This window comes from Mesorhizobium tianshanense, from assembly GCF_007830515.1.
GTDB lineage: Bacteria > Pseudomonadota > Alphaproteobacteria > Rhizobiales > Rhizobiaceae > Mesorhizobium > Mesorhizobium tianshanense.
Window position 1 is genome coordinate 38,243 of record NZ_VLKT01000013.1, and the last position, 20,290, is coordinate 58,532.

The window sequence follows — 20,290 nt, forward strand, 5'->3', positions numbered from 1 at the left end:
TCCTCCGCTGGGACCGTGCAGCTGTTTGAAGGTCGGCGCCGCCCCTCATCTGCGTGCTGGCATCTCTCCCCATTGAACGGGAAAAGAAAGCTCTCACGCAAAATACTCCTGCAGCGGCCTCACTTCCAAACTCCCCGCCTTCAGCGCCGCAATAGCCTCCGCCACCGCAGCCGCACCCGACAGCGTGGTGTAATACGGCACTTTCTGCATCAGCGTCGCCCTGCGCAGCGACTTGGAGTCCGACACCGCCTTCTGGCCGTCCGTGGTGTTGAAGACGATCTGCACCTGGCGATTGCGTATGGCGTCCTCGATGTGCGGGCGGCCTTCCAGCACCTTGTTTATTTTCTCGGCGACGACGCCGTTTTCGGCGAGGAAGCGCGCGGTGCCTGAGGTGGCCATCACCTTGAAGCCTTGGCCGGCCAGACGCTTCACCGCCGGCAATATGCCCTTCTTGTCCTCGTCGCGCACCGAGACGAACAGCGTGCCGGAGCGCGGCAGGTCGACGCCAGCCCCTAACTGGCTCTTGGCGAAGGCCAGCGCGAAGTCGCGGTCGAGACCCATGACCTCGCCGGTCGAGCGCATTTCCGGGCCAAGCAATATGTCAACGCCGGGGAAACGGGCGAAGGGGAACACCGCTTCCTTGACCGCGATGTGACCGGGATTGCGTGGGTCGGGCATGGCGCCGTAATGGGCGAAGGCGTCTTCGAGGCTCTCGCCGGCCATGATGCGGGCGGCGATCTTTGCAATGGGCCGGCCGATGGTCTTGGCGACGAAGGGCACGGTGCGCGACGCCCGCGGATTGACCTCCAGCACATAGACCGTGCCGTCCTGGATCGCGTATTGCACGTTCATCAACCCGCCGACATTGAGCGCGCTGGCGAGCGCCGCCGTCTGGCGCTCCAGCTCGTCGACAAGCTCCGAGGGCAGCGAGTGCACCGGCAGCGAGCAGGCACTGTCGCCCGAATGGATGCCGGCCTCCTCGATATGTTCCAGGATGCCGGAGACGAAGGTCGACTTGCCGTCGCAGAGGCAATCGACATCGACCTCGATGGCGCCCGACAGATAGGTGTCGAACAGCAGCGGGTTCTTGCCCAAGAGCGTGTTGATCTGGCCGGTCTTGTCGTTGGGATATTTCTGCTTGATGTCCTCCGGCACCAGGCCGGGCACGGTGTCGAGCAGGTAGGTCTGTAGCATGCCCTCGTCGTGGATGATCTGCATGGCGCGGCCGCCGAGCACATAGGACGGGCGCACCACCAGCGGGAAGCCGAGCTCGCCGGCGACGAGGCGGGCCTGCTCGACCGAATAGGCGATGCCGTTCTTCGGCTGGCTGAGGCCGAGCTTGTGCAAGAGCTTCTGGAAGCGGTCGCGATCCTCGGCCAGATCGATCATGTCGGGCGAGGTGCCGAGGATCGGGATGCCGGCCTTCTCCAGCGCGTCGGCCAGCTTCAGCGGCGTCTGGCCGCCGAACTGGACGATGACGCCGACCAACTCGCCCGACGCCTGCTCGGCGCGCAATATCTCCAGCACGTCCTCCGGCGTCAGCGGCTCGAAATAGAGCCGGTCTGACGTGTCGTAGTCGGTCGATACGGTCTCCGGATTGCAGTTGACCATGATCGCCTCGAAGCCGGCCTCGCGCAGCGCGAACGCCGCATGGCAGCAGCAATAGTCGAACTCGATGCCCTGGCCGATGCGGTTCGGGCCGCCGCCGAGGATGACGACCTTCTTGCGCGACGAGACCTGCGCCTCGTTGGCGAGCGCTCCGGCGAAGGGCACTTCATAGGTCGAGTACATGTAGGCGGTGGGCGAGGCGAACTCGGCCGCGCAGGTGTCGATGCGCTTATAAACCGGATGAACGTCGAGCTTTTCGCGAATCTTCTGAATCTCTTCCACGTCTTTCCTGACCAGGGACGCGAGGCGCGCATCGGAAAAACCCATCGCCTTCAGCATGCGCAGATTGGCGGCGTCCTGCGGAATGCCATGCTCGCGGATGCGGGCTTCCATGGCCAGGATGCCGGCGATCTGTTCGAGGAACCACGGGTCGATCTTGCACATGGCGTGCACGTCTTCGAGCGAGGTGCCCATGCGGATCGCCTGCGCCACCATGCGTAGCCGGTCGGGCGTCGGCGTGCCCAGTGCGGCGCGGATGGCGTTGCGGTCGTCGGCATGGCTGGCGGCGCCGTGCGCGATGCCGGGGATCTCGATCTCGTCGAGGCCGGTCAGCCCGGTTTCGAGCCCACGCAACGCCTTCTGCAGCGATTCCTGAAAGGTGCGGCCGATGGCCATGACCTCGCCGACCGACTTCATCGCCGTGGTCAGCACCGGCTCGGCGCCGGGAAATTTCTCGAAGGCAAAGCGCGGGATTTTTGTCACGACGTAATCGATCGACGGCTCGAACGAGGCGGGTGTGGCGCCGCCGGTGATGTCGTTCTCCAACTCGTCCAGCGTATAGCCGACGGCGAGCTTTGCCGCGATCTTGGCGATGGGGAAGCCGGTCGCCTTGGAGGCGAGAGCCGAGGAGCGCGAGACGCGCGGGTTCATCTCGATCACCACGAGTCTTCCATCGGCAGGATTCACGGCGAACTGCACGTTGGAGCCGCCGGTCTCGACGCCGATCTCGCGCAGCACCGCGATCGAGGCGTTGCGCATCATCTGGTATTCCTTGTCGGTCAAGGTCAGCGCTGGGGCGACGGTGATCGAATCGCCGGTGTGCACGCCCATCGGGTCGATGTTCTCGATCGAGCAGATGATGATGCAGTTGTCGGCCTTGTCGCGGACAACCTCCATCTCGTACTCCTTCCAGCCGAGCACGCTTTCCTCGATCAGCACTTCGGTGGTCGGCGAGGCGTCGAGGCCGGACTGGACGATGTCGTAGAACTCGGCGCGATTGTAGGCGATGCCGCCGCCGGTGCCGCCCATGGTGAAGGACGGGCGGATGATGGCGGGCAGGCCGACATGGTCGAGCGCCTGCGCCGCGATCGCCATGGCGTGGCTGATGTAGCGCTGCTTGCGGTCGCCTTCGCCGAGGTTCCAGCGCGTTTCCAGCGCGTCGAGCGCGGCGTCGAGATTGTCGGGCTTCTCGGCCTTCAGCGCTGCGCGCTCGGCCTCATGCGTCTTGCGGTCGGCGTTCTTGACGTCGGTGGCGTTGGCCAGCATCGACTTCGGCGTCTCCAGCCCGATCTTGCTCATCGCCTCGCGAAACAAAGCGCGGTCCTCGGCCTTGTCGATGGCCGTGGCGTCGGCGCCGATCATCTCGACATCGTAACGGTCGAGCACGCCCATGCGGCGCAGCGAGAGCGCCGTGTTCAACGCGGTCTGGCCGCCCATGGTCGGCAGCAGCGCGTCCGGCCGCTCCTTGGCGATGATCTTGGCCACCACTTCGGGCGTGATCGGCTCGATATAGGTGGCGTCGGCCAGCTCCGGGTCGGTCATGATGGTGGCCGGGTTGGAATTGACCAGGATGACGCGAAAGCCCTCTTCCTTCAGCGCCTTGCAGGCCTGGGTGCCGGAATAGTCGAACTCGCAGGCCTGACCGATGACGATGGGGCCGGCCCCTATGATCAGGATCGACTTGATGTCGGTGCGTCTTGGCATATTGAGGGTCCGTTCGGCAGGCGGCTTGCACGAAAAACCGGACGGGAAGACCCGGCCGGTTGTGCTCGCGATTCTGGTATCAGGCTAGGAGGGCCTTATAGGGAAGAGTTTTGCCTGATGTAACCCCCTAAAATGCGGGTTGTGTGGGGCTTCTTGAGCAAACAAGCGCCTCATTCCGTCGCGCCCCCCTCTGCCCTGCCGGACATCTCCCCCACACGGGGGAGATCGGCCTTCGTCTTTGATTTCGCCAATAGCCACTCAAGAAAGAGGCGTTGTCGGCGAAGCAGCCAATCTCCCCCCTCGTGGGGGAGATGTCCGGCAGGACAGAGGGGGGCGCTGTCCCTCCGGCGTTCCGAAAGGTTCGGCCGCGGTGCCGCATAGGCATAGCGAGATGCTACCTAGCCTCTGGTCGCCAGGGCGGCATCAGGAATCTCGAAGCGTTCGGACACCCCGACGCGGATCATGTTCAGGCTGCCCTCGCGCGTGTAGCGGAATTCGCCGGGCGCATCGGAACCGGCCGGCAGGCCGGCCTGGAAGCTGATCACGCGCGTGCCGCCATCGGGCCAGGTCACGGTCACCTCGGCTTTGTCGCCCGTGTGCACGACGCCTGCCTTGCAGCTGGTCATCGGCTGGCCGACATAGCGCGCACAGGGAATCTCGTTGCCGGCACCAGGGATCGGCGTCCTTGGCGGCTGCAACCGCGCAACGGCTTGTGCGTCGGCCGGAGGCGCCGCATTGGCAGCGCGATTCTGGATGGGCTGGTCCGACGCGGCTATCTCCCCGGTCGACGGGTTTGCGCTGGCCGCGAGCGCCAGGCGGTAAGCATCCTCGATGGCCGCCCTGCCGATGGCCTCAGCGGCCGTCATCGTGGGTTCGGGACCGGTCGCGCCCAGGCGCGCCGTCAGGTCGGGCAGCGGCTGGTCTGCGGCTGCCGGGTTCGAGGCCTCGGCTGCAGGAGCAGCGCTTTCGCTGGTCGTCTCGGCATCGTCATCCGAAACGGCCGCCGGATTCTCGGGGTTCAGGTAGCGCGCGGGAACCCATCCGGTCAGTTGCGGGTTGTCAATCTCCGCAACCTTGCACCAGCGGTAGCCGTTGACGTCGTTGCAGCCGAGATTGTTGACGCTCGTGCCATTCGGCAGCCGGGCCTTGATCTTGCCCATCGCCGATGCCGTGGCGCGGACGTTCAGGAGATCGCCCGGAGCGAGGTCGGTCACGATCGAAACGACCTCCTCGGCCCTGGCCGGCAGCAGCGCCGTCAGCAGCAAGGGGGTGGCAATCAGCACGTGCAGCGTCGTTCGGAGCGAAATTGTGCGCCTCATCACCTGGCCGTGGGCGATAGATTGCATTGCCGAAGGGCGCGGCCAGGCACGGAAGCGCCACCGCATGCCAAGCCGGTTTATAAGCGACGACACGGCGCTAGGTAACCCCGAAAATGCGGCCCCGGCATGAAGGTGTTCGGCCGGGCATGAACAAGTTCAGCCCTCGCTCAGCTGGACGGCATGAACGCGTTTCAGCCTGGAGGCATGAACACGTTCAGCCGGACATGAACGCGTTCCGCGTTCAGCCTGGAGGCATGAGCTTCGCTCAGCCTGGCATGAACTCGTGCCTCGCTCAGCCTGGAGGCATGAGCTTCGCTTAGCCTGGCATAAACGCGTTCCGCGTTCAGCCTGATATAAACCCGGTGCGCAGCGCGTGGGCCCATTCCGGCCGTTCCGCCTGTTCGGCCTGCCGCGCCGCCGCCTCGTGGTCGTAGTCGACGGCGATGGCCTCGAAGCGGTCGGGGCGGCCCTGCTCGCCCAATTCGACGATGCCGTAGCGTGCGTGAGGAGAGCCTTGCTCGGAAACATGCGCCGGCGGTGTTGGATCGTTGTAGGCGGGGCAGCCGATGCTGCCCGGATTGAAGACGACCGGGCCGTCGGGAATGCGGATCAGTTCGCTGCGGTGGCTGTGGCCGCACAGCACGATGCGGCAAGCCGGGTCGAGCGCGGCCAGCCTTCGCTTGATGGCGGCGAGCGGCGCGCGCACCAGCCGGCCATCGGCCATCGTATCGGTCAGATATTTTTCGTCATGGTCGGGCCGGGCATGGAAGGCGGTCACCTCAGGCGCGATCTCCAGCGTGAGAGGCAAGGCGAACAGCGCCTCGCGCTGTGCCAACGTCAGCCGGTCATGTGCGTAGCGGTCCGAGGGCCACATCGCGTCGTCGAGCGGATCGCCGGCGACACGGCGGTCATGATTGCCGCGCACCGTCGGCAGGTTCAGCGCCTCAAGCCGCGCAAACGTCTCGCGCGGCCAGAGCGGGCCGGAGACGCAATCGCCAAGGTTGACGACAATATCGGCGCCGCCGCGCTGCCGCAGATCGTCGAGCACGGCGTCCAGCGCCAGGATGTTGCCGTGGATATCGGCGAGGACGGCAATGCGCATAAGGGTAGCTCCGTGGGCAGGGCAGCGTTTCCTTCGCCCCGCGAAGCGGGGAGAAACCTTCAGGCGTGGATTTTGATCTCGTGGGCGCCGACCACGGGCAGTGCCGTATCGTCGACGGCAGCGGCAATGACGCTGTCGAGCAGGCCTGGGAAGCGGCGGTCGAGATCGTCGCGGCGCAACGTGATCAGCCGGCTGGTGCCGACCACCTCGGCGCGGGTGACGCCGGCCTCGCGCAGCTTGGCCAGATGATAGCTCAGATTGGTCTTCGAGCCGAGATCGAGGAACTGGCTGCAGTTCAGCGGCACGCCCTCCTTGCTGGCGAGATAGCGCACGATGGCCAGCCGCGTCGGGTCTCCGAGCACGGCAAGCACGTTCGGCAGGCTGATCTGGTCGGCGGTGGGATGGGGCAAGGTCATGCCGGAGAATTAAGCGCAATCGGGGCCGATTTCAACGCATCTCCTCCTTTGGTGGACGCACACAGTCTCTCCATTCACGCCTTGTCCTGACACAGGGCTGTCAGCAGGGGTCAGCTATTTTCGCGAGGCTTCATTGACATCATGCCCTGTTATGTCCAATTGTTCAATAACTTTTGAACTAAGGAAGAATCCATGGATAAGCGCCTCATCTGGCTTGCGCTCGGGTCATTCACGATCGCGACCGAAGGCTTCGTCATTTCAAGCCTGTTGCCCGACATCGCGGCCGATGCCGCCATCTCCGTCCCACTCGCCGGGACGCTGATCACCGCCTTTGCGCTCGCCTATGCGATCGGTGCGCCGATCCTGGCGACGCTCACCGGCGAGTGGGACCGGCGGCGCGTCATCCTGTGGACGCTGGTGTTCTTCGTGCTGGGCAATCTGGCTGCGGCGCTGAGTTCGTCCTTCGAACTGCTGCTGATCGCGCGCATCGTCATGGCGCTGTCGTCCGGCTTGTTCGCGGCAACGGCGCAAGGAACGGCCGTGGCGCTTGTCGACGATCATCACCGCGCCCGCGCCATTGCCGTCGTTGTTGGCGGCACGACGGTTGCGGTGGCGGTCGGCGCGCCGCTCGGGGCGCTTGTCGCGGCCGTCGCCGGCTGGCGCGGCACGTTCTTTGCCATTGCCGGTCTCGGCGCGCTGGCCGGCGCGATCCTGTGGTACCGGCTGCCGCGCGGCATCGTCGGCACCAGGCTGCCGCTCGGGCAGCGGTTGGCCGCAGCCCTTCGCCCCGGCGTGCCATCGATCCTGCTGACCACGCTTTTGGCACTCACCGGCGCCTTCACGGTCTTTGCCTTTGTCGCACCACTGGCCATCGAAGGCGGGGGCTTGAGCCCGATCGCGCTGCCCGGCATGCTGCTTGCCTTCGGTGTCGGCGCCGTCATCGGCAACATCGTCGGCGGGCAGGCCGCCGACCGCTTCGGCGCGACGCGCACCGTCAGCTGGTCGCTGGCGCTGAGCGCGGTCATGCTGGTCACGCTTTCGCTGATCCCGACATTCCTGCCGGGCGAGATTGCCGGACCGGCGCTGATGGCCATGATGGTGCCGTGGGGCATTGTCGGCTGGGCCTTCCCGCCGGCGCAGGCCAGCCGCATCATCAGGCTGGCGCCCGACGCGGCACCCATCGTGCTGTCGCTCAACGCCTCGGCGCTCTATCTCGGCGTGGCGCTGGGCGCCGTCGTCGGCGGCGCGGTGCTGCGCTATGGTGCGCCAGCCGATCTCGGCCTTGTGGCGGCGGTGTTCCCGATCGTGGGGCTCGGCGTCGTGCTGGCCGGTCACCGGGCGGCCCGGGCGGTCGCCATGCCGGCCGAATAAAGTCTGGCTGCTGCCGGCCGCCTGAGATCTCAGGTCGCTGCTGGCGGCAGGTCAAAATCCAGCGCGGCGAGGTCATCCAGCGCCGCGCGCAGCTTTGCCGCCTGCTCCTTGCCGACCATGTCCTCGAAACGCTGCTGGGCGACGCGCCACAGCTTCATGGCTTCATCGAGCTTGATCAGGCCCTGCGGCGTCAGCCGCACACGCTTGATGCGGCGGTCGCCCGGATCGGCGAAGGTCTCGACATAACCGTCGCGGATCAGCGGTTTCAGCGTGTGGCCGAGCGCCGACAGGTCCATGACAAGGGCCCCGGCAATGGCGCCCATGGTCGGCTCGTCGCCGATATGGATCTGGTAGAGCAGGCCCTGCTGCGTGGCCTTCAGGCCGGACGGAGCCAGCACATCGTCATAGAACTGGCCGAGCTTGCGCGTCGCCCGGCGCAGCATGGCGTTGTTGCAAAGGGTCAGGCCGGGCAGGGTGGCTTGGGTCATGGCGATTCCTTGGGGAGGCGAACGGCGTTCGGCCGGTTCCGCCAGAAATAATCCTTGGCCGACTGATTGACAAGATAGTGGCATATGCCTATTTCTCATAAAGTGGCATATGCCACTAAATGGAATCCGATGGCTGAGGAAAGGCCAGGGCGTTCGCCCGCCATACTGGCAGCCAAGGTTGAAACAGAAGGATCAGGACAATGAGCAATCAGAACAACAAAGGCACGGCGGTGGTCACCGGCGCCTCGTCTGGCATCGGCGCGGTCTATGCGGATCGGCTGGCGGGGCAGGGCTATGATCTGGTGCTGGTGGCGCGCCGCGCCGACCGGCTCGAGGAACTGGCGGAGAAGTTGCGCTATGCCTATAGAAGCAAGGTCAGCGTCATCAGTGCTGACCTTGCCGACGACAACGATGTCCGCCGCGTCGAGCAGGCGATATCGGCCGACGAGAGCGTCACGCTGCTGGTCAACAATGCCGGCCTCGGCGGGGCGCAAGTGGTGGCGACAGCCGATGCCGACCTCGCCGAGCGCATGATCAAGGTCAATATCGTCGCCTTGACGCGGCTGACGCGCGCGGTGCTGCCGGGGCTGCTGTCGCGCAAGCGCGGCGCCATCGTCAACATCGCCTCGGTGCTCGCCTTCGACACTTCGTTCGGCGGCATCTACAGCGGCACCAAGGCCTATGTCGTCAACTTCACCGAGGCCTTGCAGCGGGAAGTCGCCGGCACCGGAGTGAAGGCGCAGGTGGTACTGCCGGGGGCCACGCGCACCGAATTCTGGGACGTTGCCGGCAGCGATCTTGCGAATGTGCCGCAAGAGATCGTGATGAGCGCCGACGATCTGGTCGATGCAGCGCTTGTCGGTTTGGCCAGGGGCGAGCCCGTCACCGCGCCAGGCCTTGCCGACGCGACCGGACTGGACGCCTTTCTCGGCGCCCGGCAGGGGTTTTTCGGCAGCCTTCTGGCGGGCAAGCCGGCGGCACGCTACGCCGCCTGAACGTCGGGCATCTATGCTGGCTGCCACATCGGAATGATCGAGGCGGCGAGCAGCAGGCCAAGCACGGCGTTGAGCACGCGCCACTGCCGCTCGGTTCTAAGCAACCGGGCGAGCAGCGTGCCTGCCACGCACCACGCCGACAGCGACAGCGCGGCTGCCAGGCCGAAGACTGCGCCGAGCAAAAGCGCGAGTTGCAGCGGTCCGTCGGCAAGTGCTGCGAACGATGCCGCCGCTCCCAACCCCATGGCCCAACCCTTGGGGTTCATCCATTGCAGGCCGGCGCCGCCGAAAAAGCTGTTCGGTTTGGCCATGGCCACGTCCAGATTGGGTGGACCGCTGCGGCCGATCTTGAGGGCGAGCCAGATCAGATAGAGCGATCCGGCGATCTTCATCGCCAGTTGCAAGGACGGGGCCGCCGCCAGCAAGCCGGCGAGCCCGGCCGCACCGGCCGCTGCCACCGTGGCCAGGCCGGTGGCGCTGCCGGCCATCAGCGGAACGGAGCGGCGAAAGCCGAACTGTGCCCCGGACGCCGTCGACAAGGTCGTGGCCATGCCGGGCGTGGAGGTCGAGACCAGCGCGAACAGGACGAGCGGGAGGATCGCCTCAAACATGCAGTTTCCTCTGTTGGGAACCAGCATGTTAGGCATTGTTGTGCATCAGTAAATGCAATGTTTGCCATGGTTGGCATTAGAGAATATTATGCAACTCATGATCCGCAATCTCGACACGGCCCTGATCCGGACTTTCGTCACCGTCGCCGACAAGGCCAGCATGACGGCGGCGGCGAACGCGCTGCATTTGACGCAAGGCGCCGTCAGCCAGCAGATCAAGCGGCTGGAGGAGGTTTTTGGCTGCAGCCTGTTCGAGCGAGACCGGCGTGGGCTGAGGCTGACCCGTTCCGGTGAGCGGTTGTTCGGCAAGGGCAAGCGCCTGCTCAGCCTCAATGACGAGATCTGGGCCGATATGGCGACCAGCGCGGTCGCGGGTGAGGTGCGGCTTGGCGTGCCATACGATCTTGTCGGCACCATGCTTGCGCCTGTGTTGAAGACCTATGCCGAGACCTATCCGCAGGTCGAGATTTCGCTGGTCTGCGCCTCGTCACCGGAGCTTGCGGCGGCCTTGGCGGCTGGCACGATAGACCTTGCCGTGATCGAGGAACCAGTCGGTCCGTCCGCCGGCGAGTGTCTTGCCATTGACCGGCTGGTCTGGGTCGGCGCCAAAGGCGGCATAGCCCGCCGCAAGCGGCCTTTGCCGGTTTCGATGGTGGCCGACACCTGCGCCTTCCGCCCAGCGGTGCTGGCGGCGCTCAACGAGCATAGGCTGGAATGGCGGACCGTGTTCGAGAACGGCAACCTCGACGCGACGACGGCGACTGTGCGTTCAGACCTGGCCGTCACCACCTGGCTGGCCTCCACCGTGCCTGCCGACCTCGATATTCTGTCCGCCGCTCCGGAGCTGCCGGCCTTGCCGAATTTCTCGATCAATTTGCACCTGCCGAAGCATGGTATCGGGCCGGCGGCGCAGGAATTTGCCGCGTGCATCCGCGACGGGTTGGCGCGGCGGCAACAGGCGGCGTGATCGGCAAAACAGCAAAGGGACGGCCGGTGCCCGGCCATCCCCTGTTAACACAGTGGCGCGGTCGCCTACTTCCAGTTCCGGCGCCTCTCGATCTCGGCTTCGGACGGCTGTTCCTGGGCGAAGGAACCAGTCTTGATCTCACCGGCGCGCTCATAGGTCGCCATGATGACGCCGGTGGTCGATGCCTGCGATCGGTTCAGCTTGAAAGCCGCCGGCATTGCGCCGCTGCCGAACAGCCGCTTGCCCTTGCCCAGCACCAGCGGGAAGATCAGCAGGCTGATCTCGTCGATCAGGTCGTTGGCGAGCAAGATCTGGATCAGTTCGCTCGATCCCTGGATGAGCAGGTCCGGGCCGTCCTCCTGCTTGAGCAGGCGCAGCGCGGCCACGACGTCGTCGCCGAGCGACTGGCTGTTTTGCCAGGACAGCGTATCGGGCCGGTGCGTTGTCACATATTTGGTGGCGGCATTGAAGCTGTCGGCGATCGGACCGCTCTCCTGGTACGGCCAATGGGCGGCGAAGATGTCGTAGGTCTTGCGGCCGAGGAGCAGCGCGAAGGGTTTCGAGAACGCCCCGCCAATAAAGGCCCCCATGACGTCGTCCCAGTAATGGAACGTCCAGCCGCCGAATTCGAAGCCGCCGACCGGGTCTTCGTCCGGCCCGCCAGGCGCCTGCATGACGCCGTCGAGGCTGACGAATGTCGCAGTGATGATCTTCCTCATGGGATCCTCCCTTTCATCATCCGCACCGTCGGGGGCGGATTTCAGCCGAAGGACGCGCGAGCGGACGCTTACCCGACAGGGACCGGGAAAAATTCCCGCTCCGGCCGGCGGCGAGCGGCAAGCACGGAATGCCTCGCCTCGGTGACTTCATGGCGATCGCCTGCTGCCAATGCTTTGCGATGAGAACCAGACGTTGCCGATGATCGCGGTGGCGGTGCGGTCCGGTGCCTTGTCGGCGGTCAGCCAGATCGAGCGGCTGCGCGCGGCCTTCTCGCGATCTGGGATTTTCGCCGCGGAGCTTGCCAGCGAGGCGCCGATGCAGGGGATGAACCATGACCGCATGAACGGCTCGCAGTCAAAACCCTTATCCGTGCGGGTCGCCATCACCGCCAGGCCGACGCGCTCGGCCGGACGCCACGGAAAGATCATGCGGCCGCCGGGCTTCAGCGCCTTCAGCCATTCGGCCGGGGGTGCCGCGACGCCGGCATTGACATAGATGATGTCGGACGGTGGCAGGCCGCCGACGACCGCGTCGCCATGGATGACGGTCACATTGCGATAGGCTTCGAGATTCTCTCTCGCGCGGTCGGCGAGACTGGATTCCAGCTCGAAGGCGGTGACCGCGCCGCCCGGCGAAACCAGTTGTGCCAGCAGGGCAGTGTAGTAGCCGGTGCCGGCGCCGACATGGGTGACGGCCTCGCCGAGCTTTGGCGCCACCTTGCCGATCCACATGGCGTGCAGGAACGGCTCGCCATTGTTGATGCCCTTGTCGGCGTCGAGTGACACCAGCACGTTCTGATAAATGTGCACCGGGTCGGCGCTCGGCGTCTCGACCTTGCCGCCGTTGGCGACCACGGTCCACGGTCCGGGACCAAGAAAGGCTTCGCGCGGCACCGCGGCGAACACCGCTTCGAGGCGCGGATCGGCCGAACCCGCATTGGCAGCCATCAGTCGCGCGTAGAATTGTCGGGCTTCGGCAGTTCCGGTCATGACGCGTGAGAAGATAGCGCAATTGGCCGAGTTGTCTTGCCTTCAATGCACGGCCGAGAAAACCCCTCAGCCGTAGCCGGCGACGGTGTCGTAGAGCAGCTTGAAGTTGAGCACCAGGATGAGAGCGGCGACCGCCCAGGCCAGCACGGCGACGCCCTTGGGAATGGCCAGATTGCCCATCTTGCGCTTGTCGGAGACGAACTGCACCAGCGGCACCACCGCGAAGGGGAGTTGCATCGACAGGATCACCTGGCTGAAGACGAGGAGCTGGCCGGTGCCCTTCTCGCCATAAAGCGCGGTGACGACCACCACCGGGACGATGGCGATGCCGCGCGTCAGCAGGCGGCGCGCCCATTGCGGGATGCGCAGGCGAAGAAAGCCCTCCATCACGATCTGCCCGGCAAGCGTCGCCGTCACCGTCGAGTTCAGGCCGGAGGCAAGCAGCGCCACCGCAAACAGGATCGAAGCGATGCCGAGGCCGAGCAGTGGCGACAGAAGCTCGAAGGCCTGGCCGATCTCGGCGACGTCCTGATGGCCGGTGCCGTGAAAGGCCACCGCCGAGACGATCAGGATGGAGGCATTGACGAACAGCGCCAGTATCAAGGCGATGGTCGAGTCGGTGGTTGCCCATTTGATGGCGTCGCGCTTGCCTTTGTCGGTGCGTTCATAGGCGCGGGTCTGCACGATCGAGGAGTGCAGATAGAGATTGTGCGGCATCACGGTGGCGCCGATGATGCCGATGGCGATGTAGAGCATCGCCGGGTTGGTGACGATCTCCGACGACGGCACGAACATGGAATGCAGGATCGAGCCGACCGGCGGGGCGGCGGCAAAGATCTGGATGGCGAAGCAGCCGAAGATAATGATCAAAAGCGCGATGATGAAGGCTTCGAGGAAACGGAAACCCTTGTTCATCAAAAGAAGCAGCAGAAAGGCATCGAGGGCCGTGATGACGGCGCCGCCGACCAGCGGGATGCCGAACAGCAGTTGCAGGGCAATCGCCGTACCGATGACCTCGGCCAGATCGCAGGCGATAATGGCCAACTCGCAAGCGATCCACAGCATGAAATTGACCGGCCGCGGATAATAGGCACGGCAGGCTTGGGCGAGGTCGCGGCCGGTGGCGATGCCGAGCCTGGCGGCGAGCGCCTGCAGCAGGATCGCCATCAGGTTCGACAGCATGATGATGAAAAGCAGGGTATAGCCGAACTGGGCGCCGCCGGCGAGATCGGTCGCCCAGTTGCCGGGATCCATATAGCCGACCGAGACCATGTAGCCCGGCCCCATGAAGGCGAACAGCCGGCGAAACCATATCCCCGACTGCGGCACCGCTATCGAGGCGTTGACCTCGCGCAGGCTTGGCTGCTCGTCGTCTTCCGGCCGAGCAAAACGCCACATGGTTCGGGATGCTGTTGCGGCTTCGGCTTCTGACATTGGGGGGATTTCCGCTGGATCGGTCTCTGCTGCCACTCTATCTATGGCAGGGCTGAACATTATACAACATGCTATATTTCATTGTTTCTGCTTTTGAGTGACACCCTGCTGGCGAGACGCGGGGGGGAACGGAAACGCCGGTTGCGCCTGCCGTCGAATGCAAATAAACGGCCAGAAGAATGGAAGCCCGTGCTATGAATGTACAATTGCCGGCCCATCCGTCGAAAGAGAGGAGGAGCGCGTATTGGCGCTGAAGAACAGACCGGTCCCACGCGAAAAGCCGCTGCTTGATGCTGAAATTCACTCTGAGGGGTTCAGGCAGACGCGCGAAGCGCGCCGCAGTGCGCTGGTCGAGGACTATGTCGAGCTCATCGCCGACCTGATCGAGGACGGCAACGAGGCGCGCCAGGTCGACATCGCGGCGCGCCTCGGCGTCGCCCAGCCGACCGTGGCCAAGATGCTGACGCGGCTGTGCGCGGACGGGCTCGTTTCCAGGAAACCCTACCGTGGCGTGTTCCTGACCGATGCCGGCCGCAAGGTCGCGGAAGAGAGCCGCATTCGCCATCAGACTGTGGAAGCCTTCCTGCGCTCGCTCGGCGTCAGCGCCGAGACGGCGCGTATCGACGCCGAGGGCATCGAGCACCATGTCAGCGCCGAGACGCTTGCAGCGTTTCGCAAGGCGATGACGGCGTCACGCTAAATCTACCGCCATTGCGACAGTCCTGCCGGAACCGCCGCATTGCTGCTGCGTTGAGAACCTGCCACGCAATTGGCGCGAGGCCGAGGAGGATATCATGGGCGTTGAACAGGCACCGACAGCGAAGGGCAAGCAAGCAGCCAAGGGATTGAAGCAAGCCGCGGCGAAGGACGAGCGCAAGACGGAAGCGGATACCGGCCGCCCGCTCAAAAAGGGCGCAGCCCGCTTTGACGAGCGCTCGAAGAGTTCGGACGGCAAGAGCGCCGGCGCCAAGCAGAAGATCTGAGCGTAGCCGCCAAGAGGAGCACAGACAGAGTGTCCGCGATCAGCGTGGCGCCCGGCACCATCTGGGCGATAGTACGACTCGTTGTCTTGAAGTCGGCGAGCGGCAGAGGGAGCATGGCGACGGTGCGGCCTGGACGTTGGAGTATGGTCGCGCTTCACGGTTACGCTCGATTGACGCCGAGAACCACGATGTTGCGATCGACCTTCCCTCTGCCCAGCGTGCCATGGCGGCTGCAACGCGGCGGAGCCTCCCTTAATGCGAAAAAAACTGTGACTTGGCGCAACCATTGAGATAATTATTTGTTGGGTCGGACCGGCCATGGGATTGGCAGGTTACCGATACGTGCATTGCGGGGAGTTGCCATGCTCTGGAAGGGTCGTCGTCAGAGTGACAATGTCGAGGACGAACGCGGCCAGGGCGGCGGGTTCAACCTGCCGGGCGGCCGGCCCGGCCAGTTCCGCATCCCGGTCGGCGGCCGCTCCGGCGGCGGAATGTCGCTGTCGACCATCGTCATTCTCGTGGTCCTCTATTTCGGGCTGAAGGCCTTCGGCATCGACCCGTTGCAGATCCTGGCCGGCGGCGATGGCGGCCTGGTGCCGGGCGGCGGCGGCCAGATCACCGACAGTAGCGGCGGGCAGGGCGGCGGCACCGGTGCACCGGCCTCCGACGAGATGAAGCAGTTCGTCTCGACTGTTCTGGCCGAGACGGAGGACACCTGGACCGGCATTTTCCAGGCCGAGGGCCTGACCTATGAGGATCCGAAGCTGGTCCTGTTCAGCGGGCAGATCCGCTCGGCCTGCGGCTCCGCCTCGTCCGCGGCCGGACCTTTCTACTGTCCCGGCGACCGCAAGGTCTATCTCGACACCACCTTCTTCCAGCAACTCGACCAGCAATTCGGCGCCTCGGGCGATTTCGCCCAAGCCTATGTGATCGCGCATGAGGTCGGCCATCATGTGCAGAACCTCACCGGTATCCTGCCCAAGTTCAACCAGATGCGCCAGCAGATGGGCGAGGCCGACGCCAATCACATGTCGGTCCAGGTCGAACTGCAGGCCGACTGCTTCGCCGGCGTCTGGGCGCATTTCACCGGGCAGAAAGGCATCCTGGAACAGGGCGACATGGAAGAGGCGCTGAACGCCGCCCAGCAGATCGGCGACGACACGATGCAGAAGAAGATGCAGGGTTACGTCGTGCCGGAAAGCTTCAACCACGGCACCTCGCAGCAGCGGCAGACCTGGCTGGCGCGCGGCTACACGAGCGGCAAGCTTTCGGATTGCGATACGTTCAACACCCCCATCTGAGGTGGACTTTCGTTTCCCGTTGAAATGACCGCTGAAGCGCGGGCGGCGATATAGGATATGGCCGCATTCATGTCGACAGTTGATGTCAGGATGAAAATTCCTGGCGTGTTCCCTTATTGTTCTGTGCGGCTGACTCGCCTATAACGAGCCGTTCCGCCTTAGCTCCGAGGCGGCTCCAGGAGTCGATACCGTCATGATCGAAGCCAAAACCGCCAGGCGGGGCCTTGCGCTTGTTTTCACCACGCTGCTGCTCGACATCACCGGCATCGGCATCATCATGCCGGTGCTGCCGGCCTATCTGCAGGAATTGACCGGCGTCGGCGTCAGCGAAGCGGCGATCGAGGGCGGCTGGCTGTTCTTTGTCTACGCTGCCATGCAGTTCCTGTTCGCGCCGCTGGTCGGCAACCTCAGCGACCGCTTCGGGCGCCGCCCGATCCTGCTGGCCTCGGTGCTGACCTTCGCCATCGACAATCTGATCTGCGCGGTGGCGTGGTCCTATTCGATCCTGTTCATCGGCCGGGTGCTGGCCGGCATCAGCGGCGCCAGCTACTCGACCGCGTCCGCCTTCATCGCCGACGTCAGCACCGACGAGAACCGGGCGAAGAATTTCGGCCTGCTCGGCATCGCCTTCGGTGTCGGGTTCATCATCGGCCCGGTGCTGGGCGGGCTGCTCGGCGAATTCGGGCCGCGCGTGCCGTTCTGGGGCGCGGCGGTGCTTGCTCTCATCAACTTCACCGTCGGCTGGTTCTTCCTGCCGGAAACGCTGGAGCGGCACCACCGGCGGCGATTCGAGTGGCGTCGCGCCAATCCTCTCGGCGCCTTGAAGCAGATGCGCAACTACAAGGGGATCGGCTGGATCGGGCTGGTGTTCTTCCTGATGACGCTCGGCCACATGATGTACCCTGCCGTGTGGTCGTTCGTCGGCAGCTACCGCTACGGCTGGAGTGAACAGCAGATTGGCTTCTCGCTCGGCGTCTTCGGTCTTGGGGGAGCACTGGTGATGGGTTTTGTCCTGCCGCGTGTCATCCCACGGCTCGGCGAATGGCGGACCGCCGCCATCGGCTTGGCTTTTACCGCGCTCGCCGCCTTCGGCTATGCCGCGGCATGGAAGGGCTGGACGATCTATGCGGTGATCGTGGCGACCTGCCTCGAGGCGCTGGCCGACCCGCCGCTGCGGAGCCTGGCGGCGGCCAAAGTGCCGCCCTCCGCGCAAGGCGAATTGCAAGGCGCGATGACGAGCGTGTTTTCGATCACCAGCATCATCACGCCGCTGCTCTATACCGGAATTTTTGCATGGTTCACCGGTCCGGGCGCCCCTGTGGTGTTCGGCGGCGCGCCCTTTGTGCTCGGCGGTATTTTTCTCGCTCTGTCGCTGATCGCATTCGTGCTCAGGGTCGAACGACCGGTCGCGGTGAAGGAGGTCACGACGGCGACGGCTTGAACCCTGAATCAGGCGCGCTCCGCCAGCGCCGGTTCGCCGCGCTTTTCGCGGATGAGATTGACGAAGCGGCGGAACAGATAGTGCGAATCCTGCGGGCCGGGCGAGGCTTCCGGATGATGCTGAACCGAGAACACCGGCCTTCCGGTCAGCGCAATGCCGCAATTCGAGCCGTCGAACAGCGAGACATGGGTTTCCTCGACGCCGCTCGGCAACGAGTCGGCATCGACGGCAAAACCATGGTTCATCGAGACGATCTCGACCTTGCCGGTGGTGTGATCCTTGACCGGATGGTTGGCGCCGTGATGGCCTTGATGCATTTTGGCGGTCTTGCCGCCCAGCGCCAGCGCCAGCATCTGATGGCCTAGGCAGATGCCGAAGACCGGGATGTCGGTCTTCAGCAGGTCCTGGATAACCGGAACGGCATAGTCGCCGGTGGCTTCCGGATCGCCGGGGCCGTTGGAGAGAAAGATGCCGTCGGGCCGCATGGCGAGGATCTCCTCGGCGCCGGTGCTGGCCGGCACCACGGTGACCTTGGCGCCAAGACCGGCAAGTAGGCGCAGTATGTTGCGCTTGACGCCGTAGTCGATGGCGACGACGTGCATGGACGGATCGATCTGTTCGCCAAAACCCTCATCCCAGACCCAGGGTGTCTCGCGCCAGACCGAGGACTGGCCGGACGTGACCTCCTTGGCCAAATCAAGCCCGATCAGCCCGGACCAGGCAGCGGCGCGACGCTTCAGATCGTCGATGTCGAAGATGCCGTCGGGCGCATGCGCAATGACGGCGTTGGGCATGCCCTTTTCACGGATCCGCGCGGTCAGCGCGCGCGTGTCGATGCCCGAAAGCGCTACGATGCCGCGTTTCTTCAGCCATTGGTCGAGACCAGTTGTGGCGCGATAGCTGGACGGATTGGTGACGTCGGCCTTGAATACCGCGCCGACAGCGCCGGCGCGGGCGACCGGATTGAGATCCTCGATGTCCTCGTCATTGGTGCCGATATTGCCGATATGCGGGAAGGTGAAGGTGACGATCTGGCCGGCATAGGAGGGGTCGGTGAGGATTTCCTGATAGCCGGTCAGCGCGGTGTTGAAGCAAACCTCGGCGGCAGCGGAGCCGGTGGCGCCAAGGCCGCGGCCCTCGATGACGGTGCCGTCGGCCAGCACCAGCAAGGCGGTCGGCTTCTCGGTAGCCCAGGGGGCGGTCATCGTTGCCATGGCGGCACTCCTAATAGGCTGCACCTTCAACCGGTCCGGCGAACACTCTGCGCAGCAAACCGCGCGCAGCGGCGATTCGCAGCCAGCGCGCGCAACAAAAATTCAGCTCATGCAAGGCCCAGTACATAGAATAAGGCGCCAGAGCGGTCAATGAGGCCATGTCGTACGGCATGGATTTATTTCATTGAACGATATCAGGCATTTGCCGGTCAGTATCGGATTTGCCTTGGGCTTTGGGCAAGGCTATTGTCCGCGCCGGATCGAAGGAGAAAGCATCATGCGCGGCGAAATCGCTGATTCCCTGAAGAGCGCGATGAAGGCGCAGGACAAGCGCCGGCTGCCGACATTGCGGCTGATCCAGGCGGCCATTCACGACCGCGACATCGCCAATCGCGGCGCCGGCAAGGAGCCGGCCAGCGACGACGAGATCCTGCAGATCCTGGCCAAGATGGTGAAGCAGCGCGAGGAGTCGGCCAGGGCGTTCGACGACGGCAAGCGGCCGGAGCTTGCCGCGCAGGAGCGCGACGAGATGGCCATCATCCGCGATTTCCTGCCGACGCAGCTGGGCCAGGCCGAGACCGAAACCGCGATCCGCGCCGCCATCGCCGAGACAGGCGCCAGCGGCGTCAAGGACATGGGCAAGGTGATGGCCGCGCTCAAGGAGAAATACGCCGGCCAGATGGATTTCTCCAAGGCGAGCGGCATCGTCAAGGGACTGCTGCAGTAGGGATTTTCCTAGCTGCAGCCCCGTCTTTGAAGGTGGGCAGCGGATCGGTCGCACGTCATGGTCGAAATCGTCAGACCCGGGCCTGAACATCTACCGTCCTACAAGGCCGCGCTTGAGCGCGGCTGGTCGCCGGACAATGTGCGGCTGATCGAGGCGACGCGCGAGCAGCTTGCGGCAATCGAAAGGGACCCAGCGGCCTTCCTCGCCGGTCTCGACGACCCCGAGGCCAAGGGTGGTCCGGTCACCTTGCCCGATGGGACGAAAGTGCCGCGCCTGCCGGGATTCCGGCGCTGGATCTGGGACGGTGAAGCCGCCGGCTCGATCGGCTTTCGCTGGCAGCGCGGCACCGCCGAGCTGCCGCCGCATGTGCTCGGCCATCTCGGCTATGCGGTGATGCCATGGAAGCGGCGGCGTGGCTATGCGACCGAGGCGCTGCGGCTGATGCTCGGCGAGGCGAGGGCGCTCGGCCTGGCTTTTGTCGAGATCACCGCCAAACCGGATAATTTGCCATCGCAGAAGGTAGTGGTGGCCAATGGCGGTCGGCTCGTCGGGCATTTCTTCGAGGACGCCGCCTATGGCGGGGCCGAGAGCCTGCGCTACCGGATCGACTAGTAGGTCTGC

General features: G+C 64.8%; 19 protein-coding genes. 9 read left to right on the forward strand and 10 right to left on the reverse strand.

Features of this window, described 5'->3' with window-relative positions; translation table 11 throughout:
• Nucleotides 1-93 precede the first annotated feature (93 nt).
• The 4 genes from carB to IQ26_RS12350 all read right to left on the reverse strand — a co-directional run bounded on the left by carB (nt 94) and on the right by IQ26_RS12350 (nt 6,428).
• On the reverse strand, nt 94-3,591 hold the full coding sequence (gene carB / locus IQ26_RS12335) for a carbamoyl-phosphate synthase large subunit (protein WP_145717283.1): 3,498 nt from the start codon (nt 3,589-3,591) through the stop codon (nt 94-96).
• A 398-nt stretch (nt 3,592-3,989) separates the two neighbouring features.
• Nucleotides 3,990-4,856 (reverse strand): SH3 domain-containing protein, encoded by an 867-nt coding sequence (locus IQ26_RS12340; protein ID WP_322791161.1) that lies wholly within the window; start codon nt 4,854-4,856, stop codon nt 3,990-3,992.
• A gap of 397 nt (nt 4,857-5,253) precedes the next feature.
• Nucleotides 5,254-6,012 carry a metallophosphoesterase family protein gene (locus tag IQ26_RS12345; protein ID WP_145717287.1) on the reverse strand — a complete coding sequence of 253 codons (759 nt, stop codon included), beginning with the start codon at nt 6,010-6,012 and terminating at the stop codon, nt 5,254-5,256.
• Nucleotides 6,013-6,071: 59 nt separating this feature from the next.
• Nucleotides 6,072-6,428 (reverse strand): ArsR/SmtB family transcription factor, encoded by a 357-nt coding sequence (locus IQ26_RS12350; RefSeq protein WP_145717289.1) that lies wholly within the window; start codon nt 6,426-6,428, stop codon nt 6,072-6,074.
• Between the two features lie 192 nt (nt 6,429-6,620).
• Between IQ26_RS12350 and IQ26_RS12355 the strand changes: the two genes are divergently transcribed.
• Nucleotides 6,621-7,799 (forward strand): MFS transporter, encoded by a 1,179-nt coding sequence (locus tag IQ26_RS12355; RefSeq protein ID WP_145717291.1) that lies wholly within the window; start codon nt 6,621-6,623, stop codon nt 7,797-7,799.
• Between the two features lie 29 nt (nt 7,800-7,828).
• Here the strand turns inward: IQ26_RS12355 and IQ26_RS12360 are convergent, their stop codons facing one another.
• A complete protein-coding gene (locus tag IQ26_RS12360; RefSeq protein ID WP_145717293.1) occupies nt 7,829-8,287 on the reverse strand; it encodes a MarR family winged helix-turn-helix transcriptional regulator in 459 nt (152 codons plus the stop codon).
• A 200-nt stretch (nt 8,288-8,487) separates the two neighbouring features.
• On the opposite strand from IQ26_RS12360, the gene IQ26_RS12365 reads away from it, so the two are divergent.
• Complete coding sequence (locus IQ26_RS12365) at nt 8,488-9,282, forward strand: SDR family NAD(P)-dependent oxidoreductase (RefSeq protein WP_145717295.1); 795 nt, start codon at nt 8,488-8,490, stop codon at nt 9,280-9,282.
• Nucleotides 9,283-9,293: 11 nt separating this feature from the next.
• Here the strand turns inward: IQ26_RS12365 and IQ26_RS12370 are convergent, their stop codons facing one another.
• Nucleotides 9,294-9,893 (reverse strand): LysE family translocator, encoded by a 600-nt coding sequence (locus IQ26_RS12370; protein ID WP_145717297.1) that lies wholly within the window; start codon nt 9,891-9,893, stop codon nt 9,294-9,296.
• 97 nt (nt 9,894-9,990) lie between these two features.
• Between IQ26_RS12370 and IQ26_RS12375 the strand changes: the two genes are divergently transcribed.
• Complete coding sequence (locus IQ26_RS12375) at nt 9,991-10,860, forward strand: LysR family transcriptional regulator (protein ID WP_145717462.1); 870 nt, start codon at nt 9,991-9,993, stop codon at nt 10,858-10,860.
• 65 nt (nt 10,861-10,925) lie between these two features.
• On the opposite strand, the gene IQ26_RS12380 is transcribed toward IQ26_RS12375, so the two are convergent.
• The 3 genes from IQ26_RS12380 to IQ26_RS12390 all read right to left on the reverse strand — a co-directional run bounded on the left by IQ26_RS12380 (nt 10,926) and on the right by IQ26_RS12390 (nt 14,003).
• Nucleotides 10,926-11,579 carry a dihydrofolate reductase family protein gene (locus IQ26_RS12380; protein ID WP_145717299.1) on the reverse strand — a complete coding sequence of 218 codons (654 nt, stop codon included), beginning with the start codon at nt 11,577-11,579 and terminating at the stop codon, nt 10,926-10,928.
• A gap of 147 nt (nt 11,580-11,726) precedes the next feature.
• The gene (locus tag IQ26_RS12385; RefSeq protein ID WP_407660311.1) at nt 11,727-12,527 is read right to left on the reverse strand and encodes a protein-L-isoaspartate O-methyltransferase family protein; all 801 of its coding nucleotides are present in this window, start codon (nt 12,525-12,527) and stop codon (nt 11,727-11,729) included.
• A gap of 108 nt (nt 12,528-12,635) precedes the next feature.
• Nucleotides 12,636-14,003, reverse strand: coding sequence for an Nramp family divalent metal transporter (locus IQ26_RS12390; RefSeq protein ID WP_145717304.1), 1,368 nt, complete (start codon nt 14,001-14,003; stop codon nt 12,636-12,638).
• Nucleotides 14,004-14,247: 244 nt separating this feature from the next.
• On the opposite strand from IQ26_RS12390, the gene mntR reads away from it, so the two are divergent.
• The 4 genes from mntR to IQ26_RS12410 all read left to right on the forward strand — a co-directional run bounded on the left by mntR (nt 14,248) and on the right by IQ26_RS12410 (nt 17,728).
• Nucleotides 14,248-14,703 carry a manganese-binding transcriptional regulator MntR gene (gene mntR, locus IQ26_RS12395; RefSeq protein WP_145717306.1) on the forward strand — a complete coding sequence of 152 codons (456 nt, stop codon included), beginning with the start codon at nt 14,248-14,250 and terminating at the stop codon, nt 14,701-14,703.
• Between the two features lie 94 nt (nt 14,704-14,797).
• Nucleotides 14,798-14,986: a hypothetical protein gene (locus IQ26_RS12400; protein WP_126034291.1), complete on the forward strand. Its 189-nt coding sequence runs from the start codon at nt 14,798-14,800 to the stop codon at nt 14,984-14,986.
• A gap of 362 nt (nt 14,987-15,348) precedes the next feature.
• Nucleotides 15,349-16,287 (forward strand): KPN_02809 family neutral zinc metallopeptidase, encoded by a 939-nt coding sequence (gene ypfJ, locus IQ26_RS12405; protein WP_145717309.1) that lies wholly within the window; start codon nt 15,349-15,351, stop codon nt 16,285-16,287.
• Nucleotides 16,288-16,480: 193 nt separating this feature from the next.
• Nucleotides 16,481-17,728 (forward strand): TCR/Tet family MFS transporter, encoded by a 1,248-nt coding sequence (locus tag IQ26_RS12410; RefSeq protein ID WP_145717311.1) that lies wholly within the window; start codon nt 16,481-16,483, stop codon nt 17,726-17,728.
• An 8-nt stretch (nt 17,729-17,736) separates the two neighbouring features.
• On the opposite strand, the gene carA is transcribed toward IQ26_RS12410, so the two are convergent.
• The gene (carA, locus tag IQ26_RS12415) at nt 17,737-18,942 is read right to left on the reverse strand and encodes a glutamine-hydrolyzing carbamoyl-phosphate synthase small subunit (RefSeq protein WP_145717313.1); all 1,206 of its coding nucleotides are present in this window, start codon (nt 18,940-18,942) and stop codon (nt 17,737-17,739) included.
• Nucleotides 18,943-19,219: 277 nt separating this feature from the next.
• Between carA and IQ26_RS12420 the strand changes: the two genes are divergently transcribed.
• The gene (locus tag IQ26_RS12420) at nt 19,220-19,669 is read left to right on the forward strand and encodes a GatB/YqeY domain-containing protein (protein ID WP_145717315.1); all 450 of its coding nucleotides are present in this window, start codon (nt 19,220-19,222) and stop codon (nt 19,667-19,669) included.
• Between the two features lie 57 nt (nt 19,670-19,726).
• Complete coding sequence (locus IQ26_RS12425; protein ID WP_145717317.1) at nt 19,727-20,281, forward strand: GNAT family N-acetyltransferase; 555 nt, start codon at nt 19,727-19,729, stop codon at nt 20,279-20,281.
• The last annotated feature ends 9 nt before the right edge of the window (nt 20,282-20,290 follow it).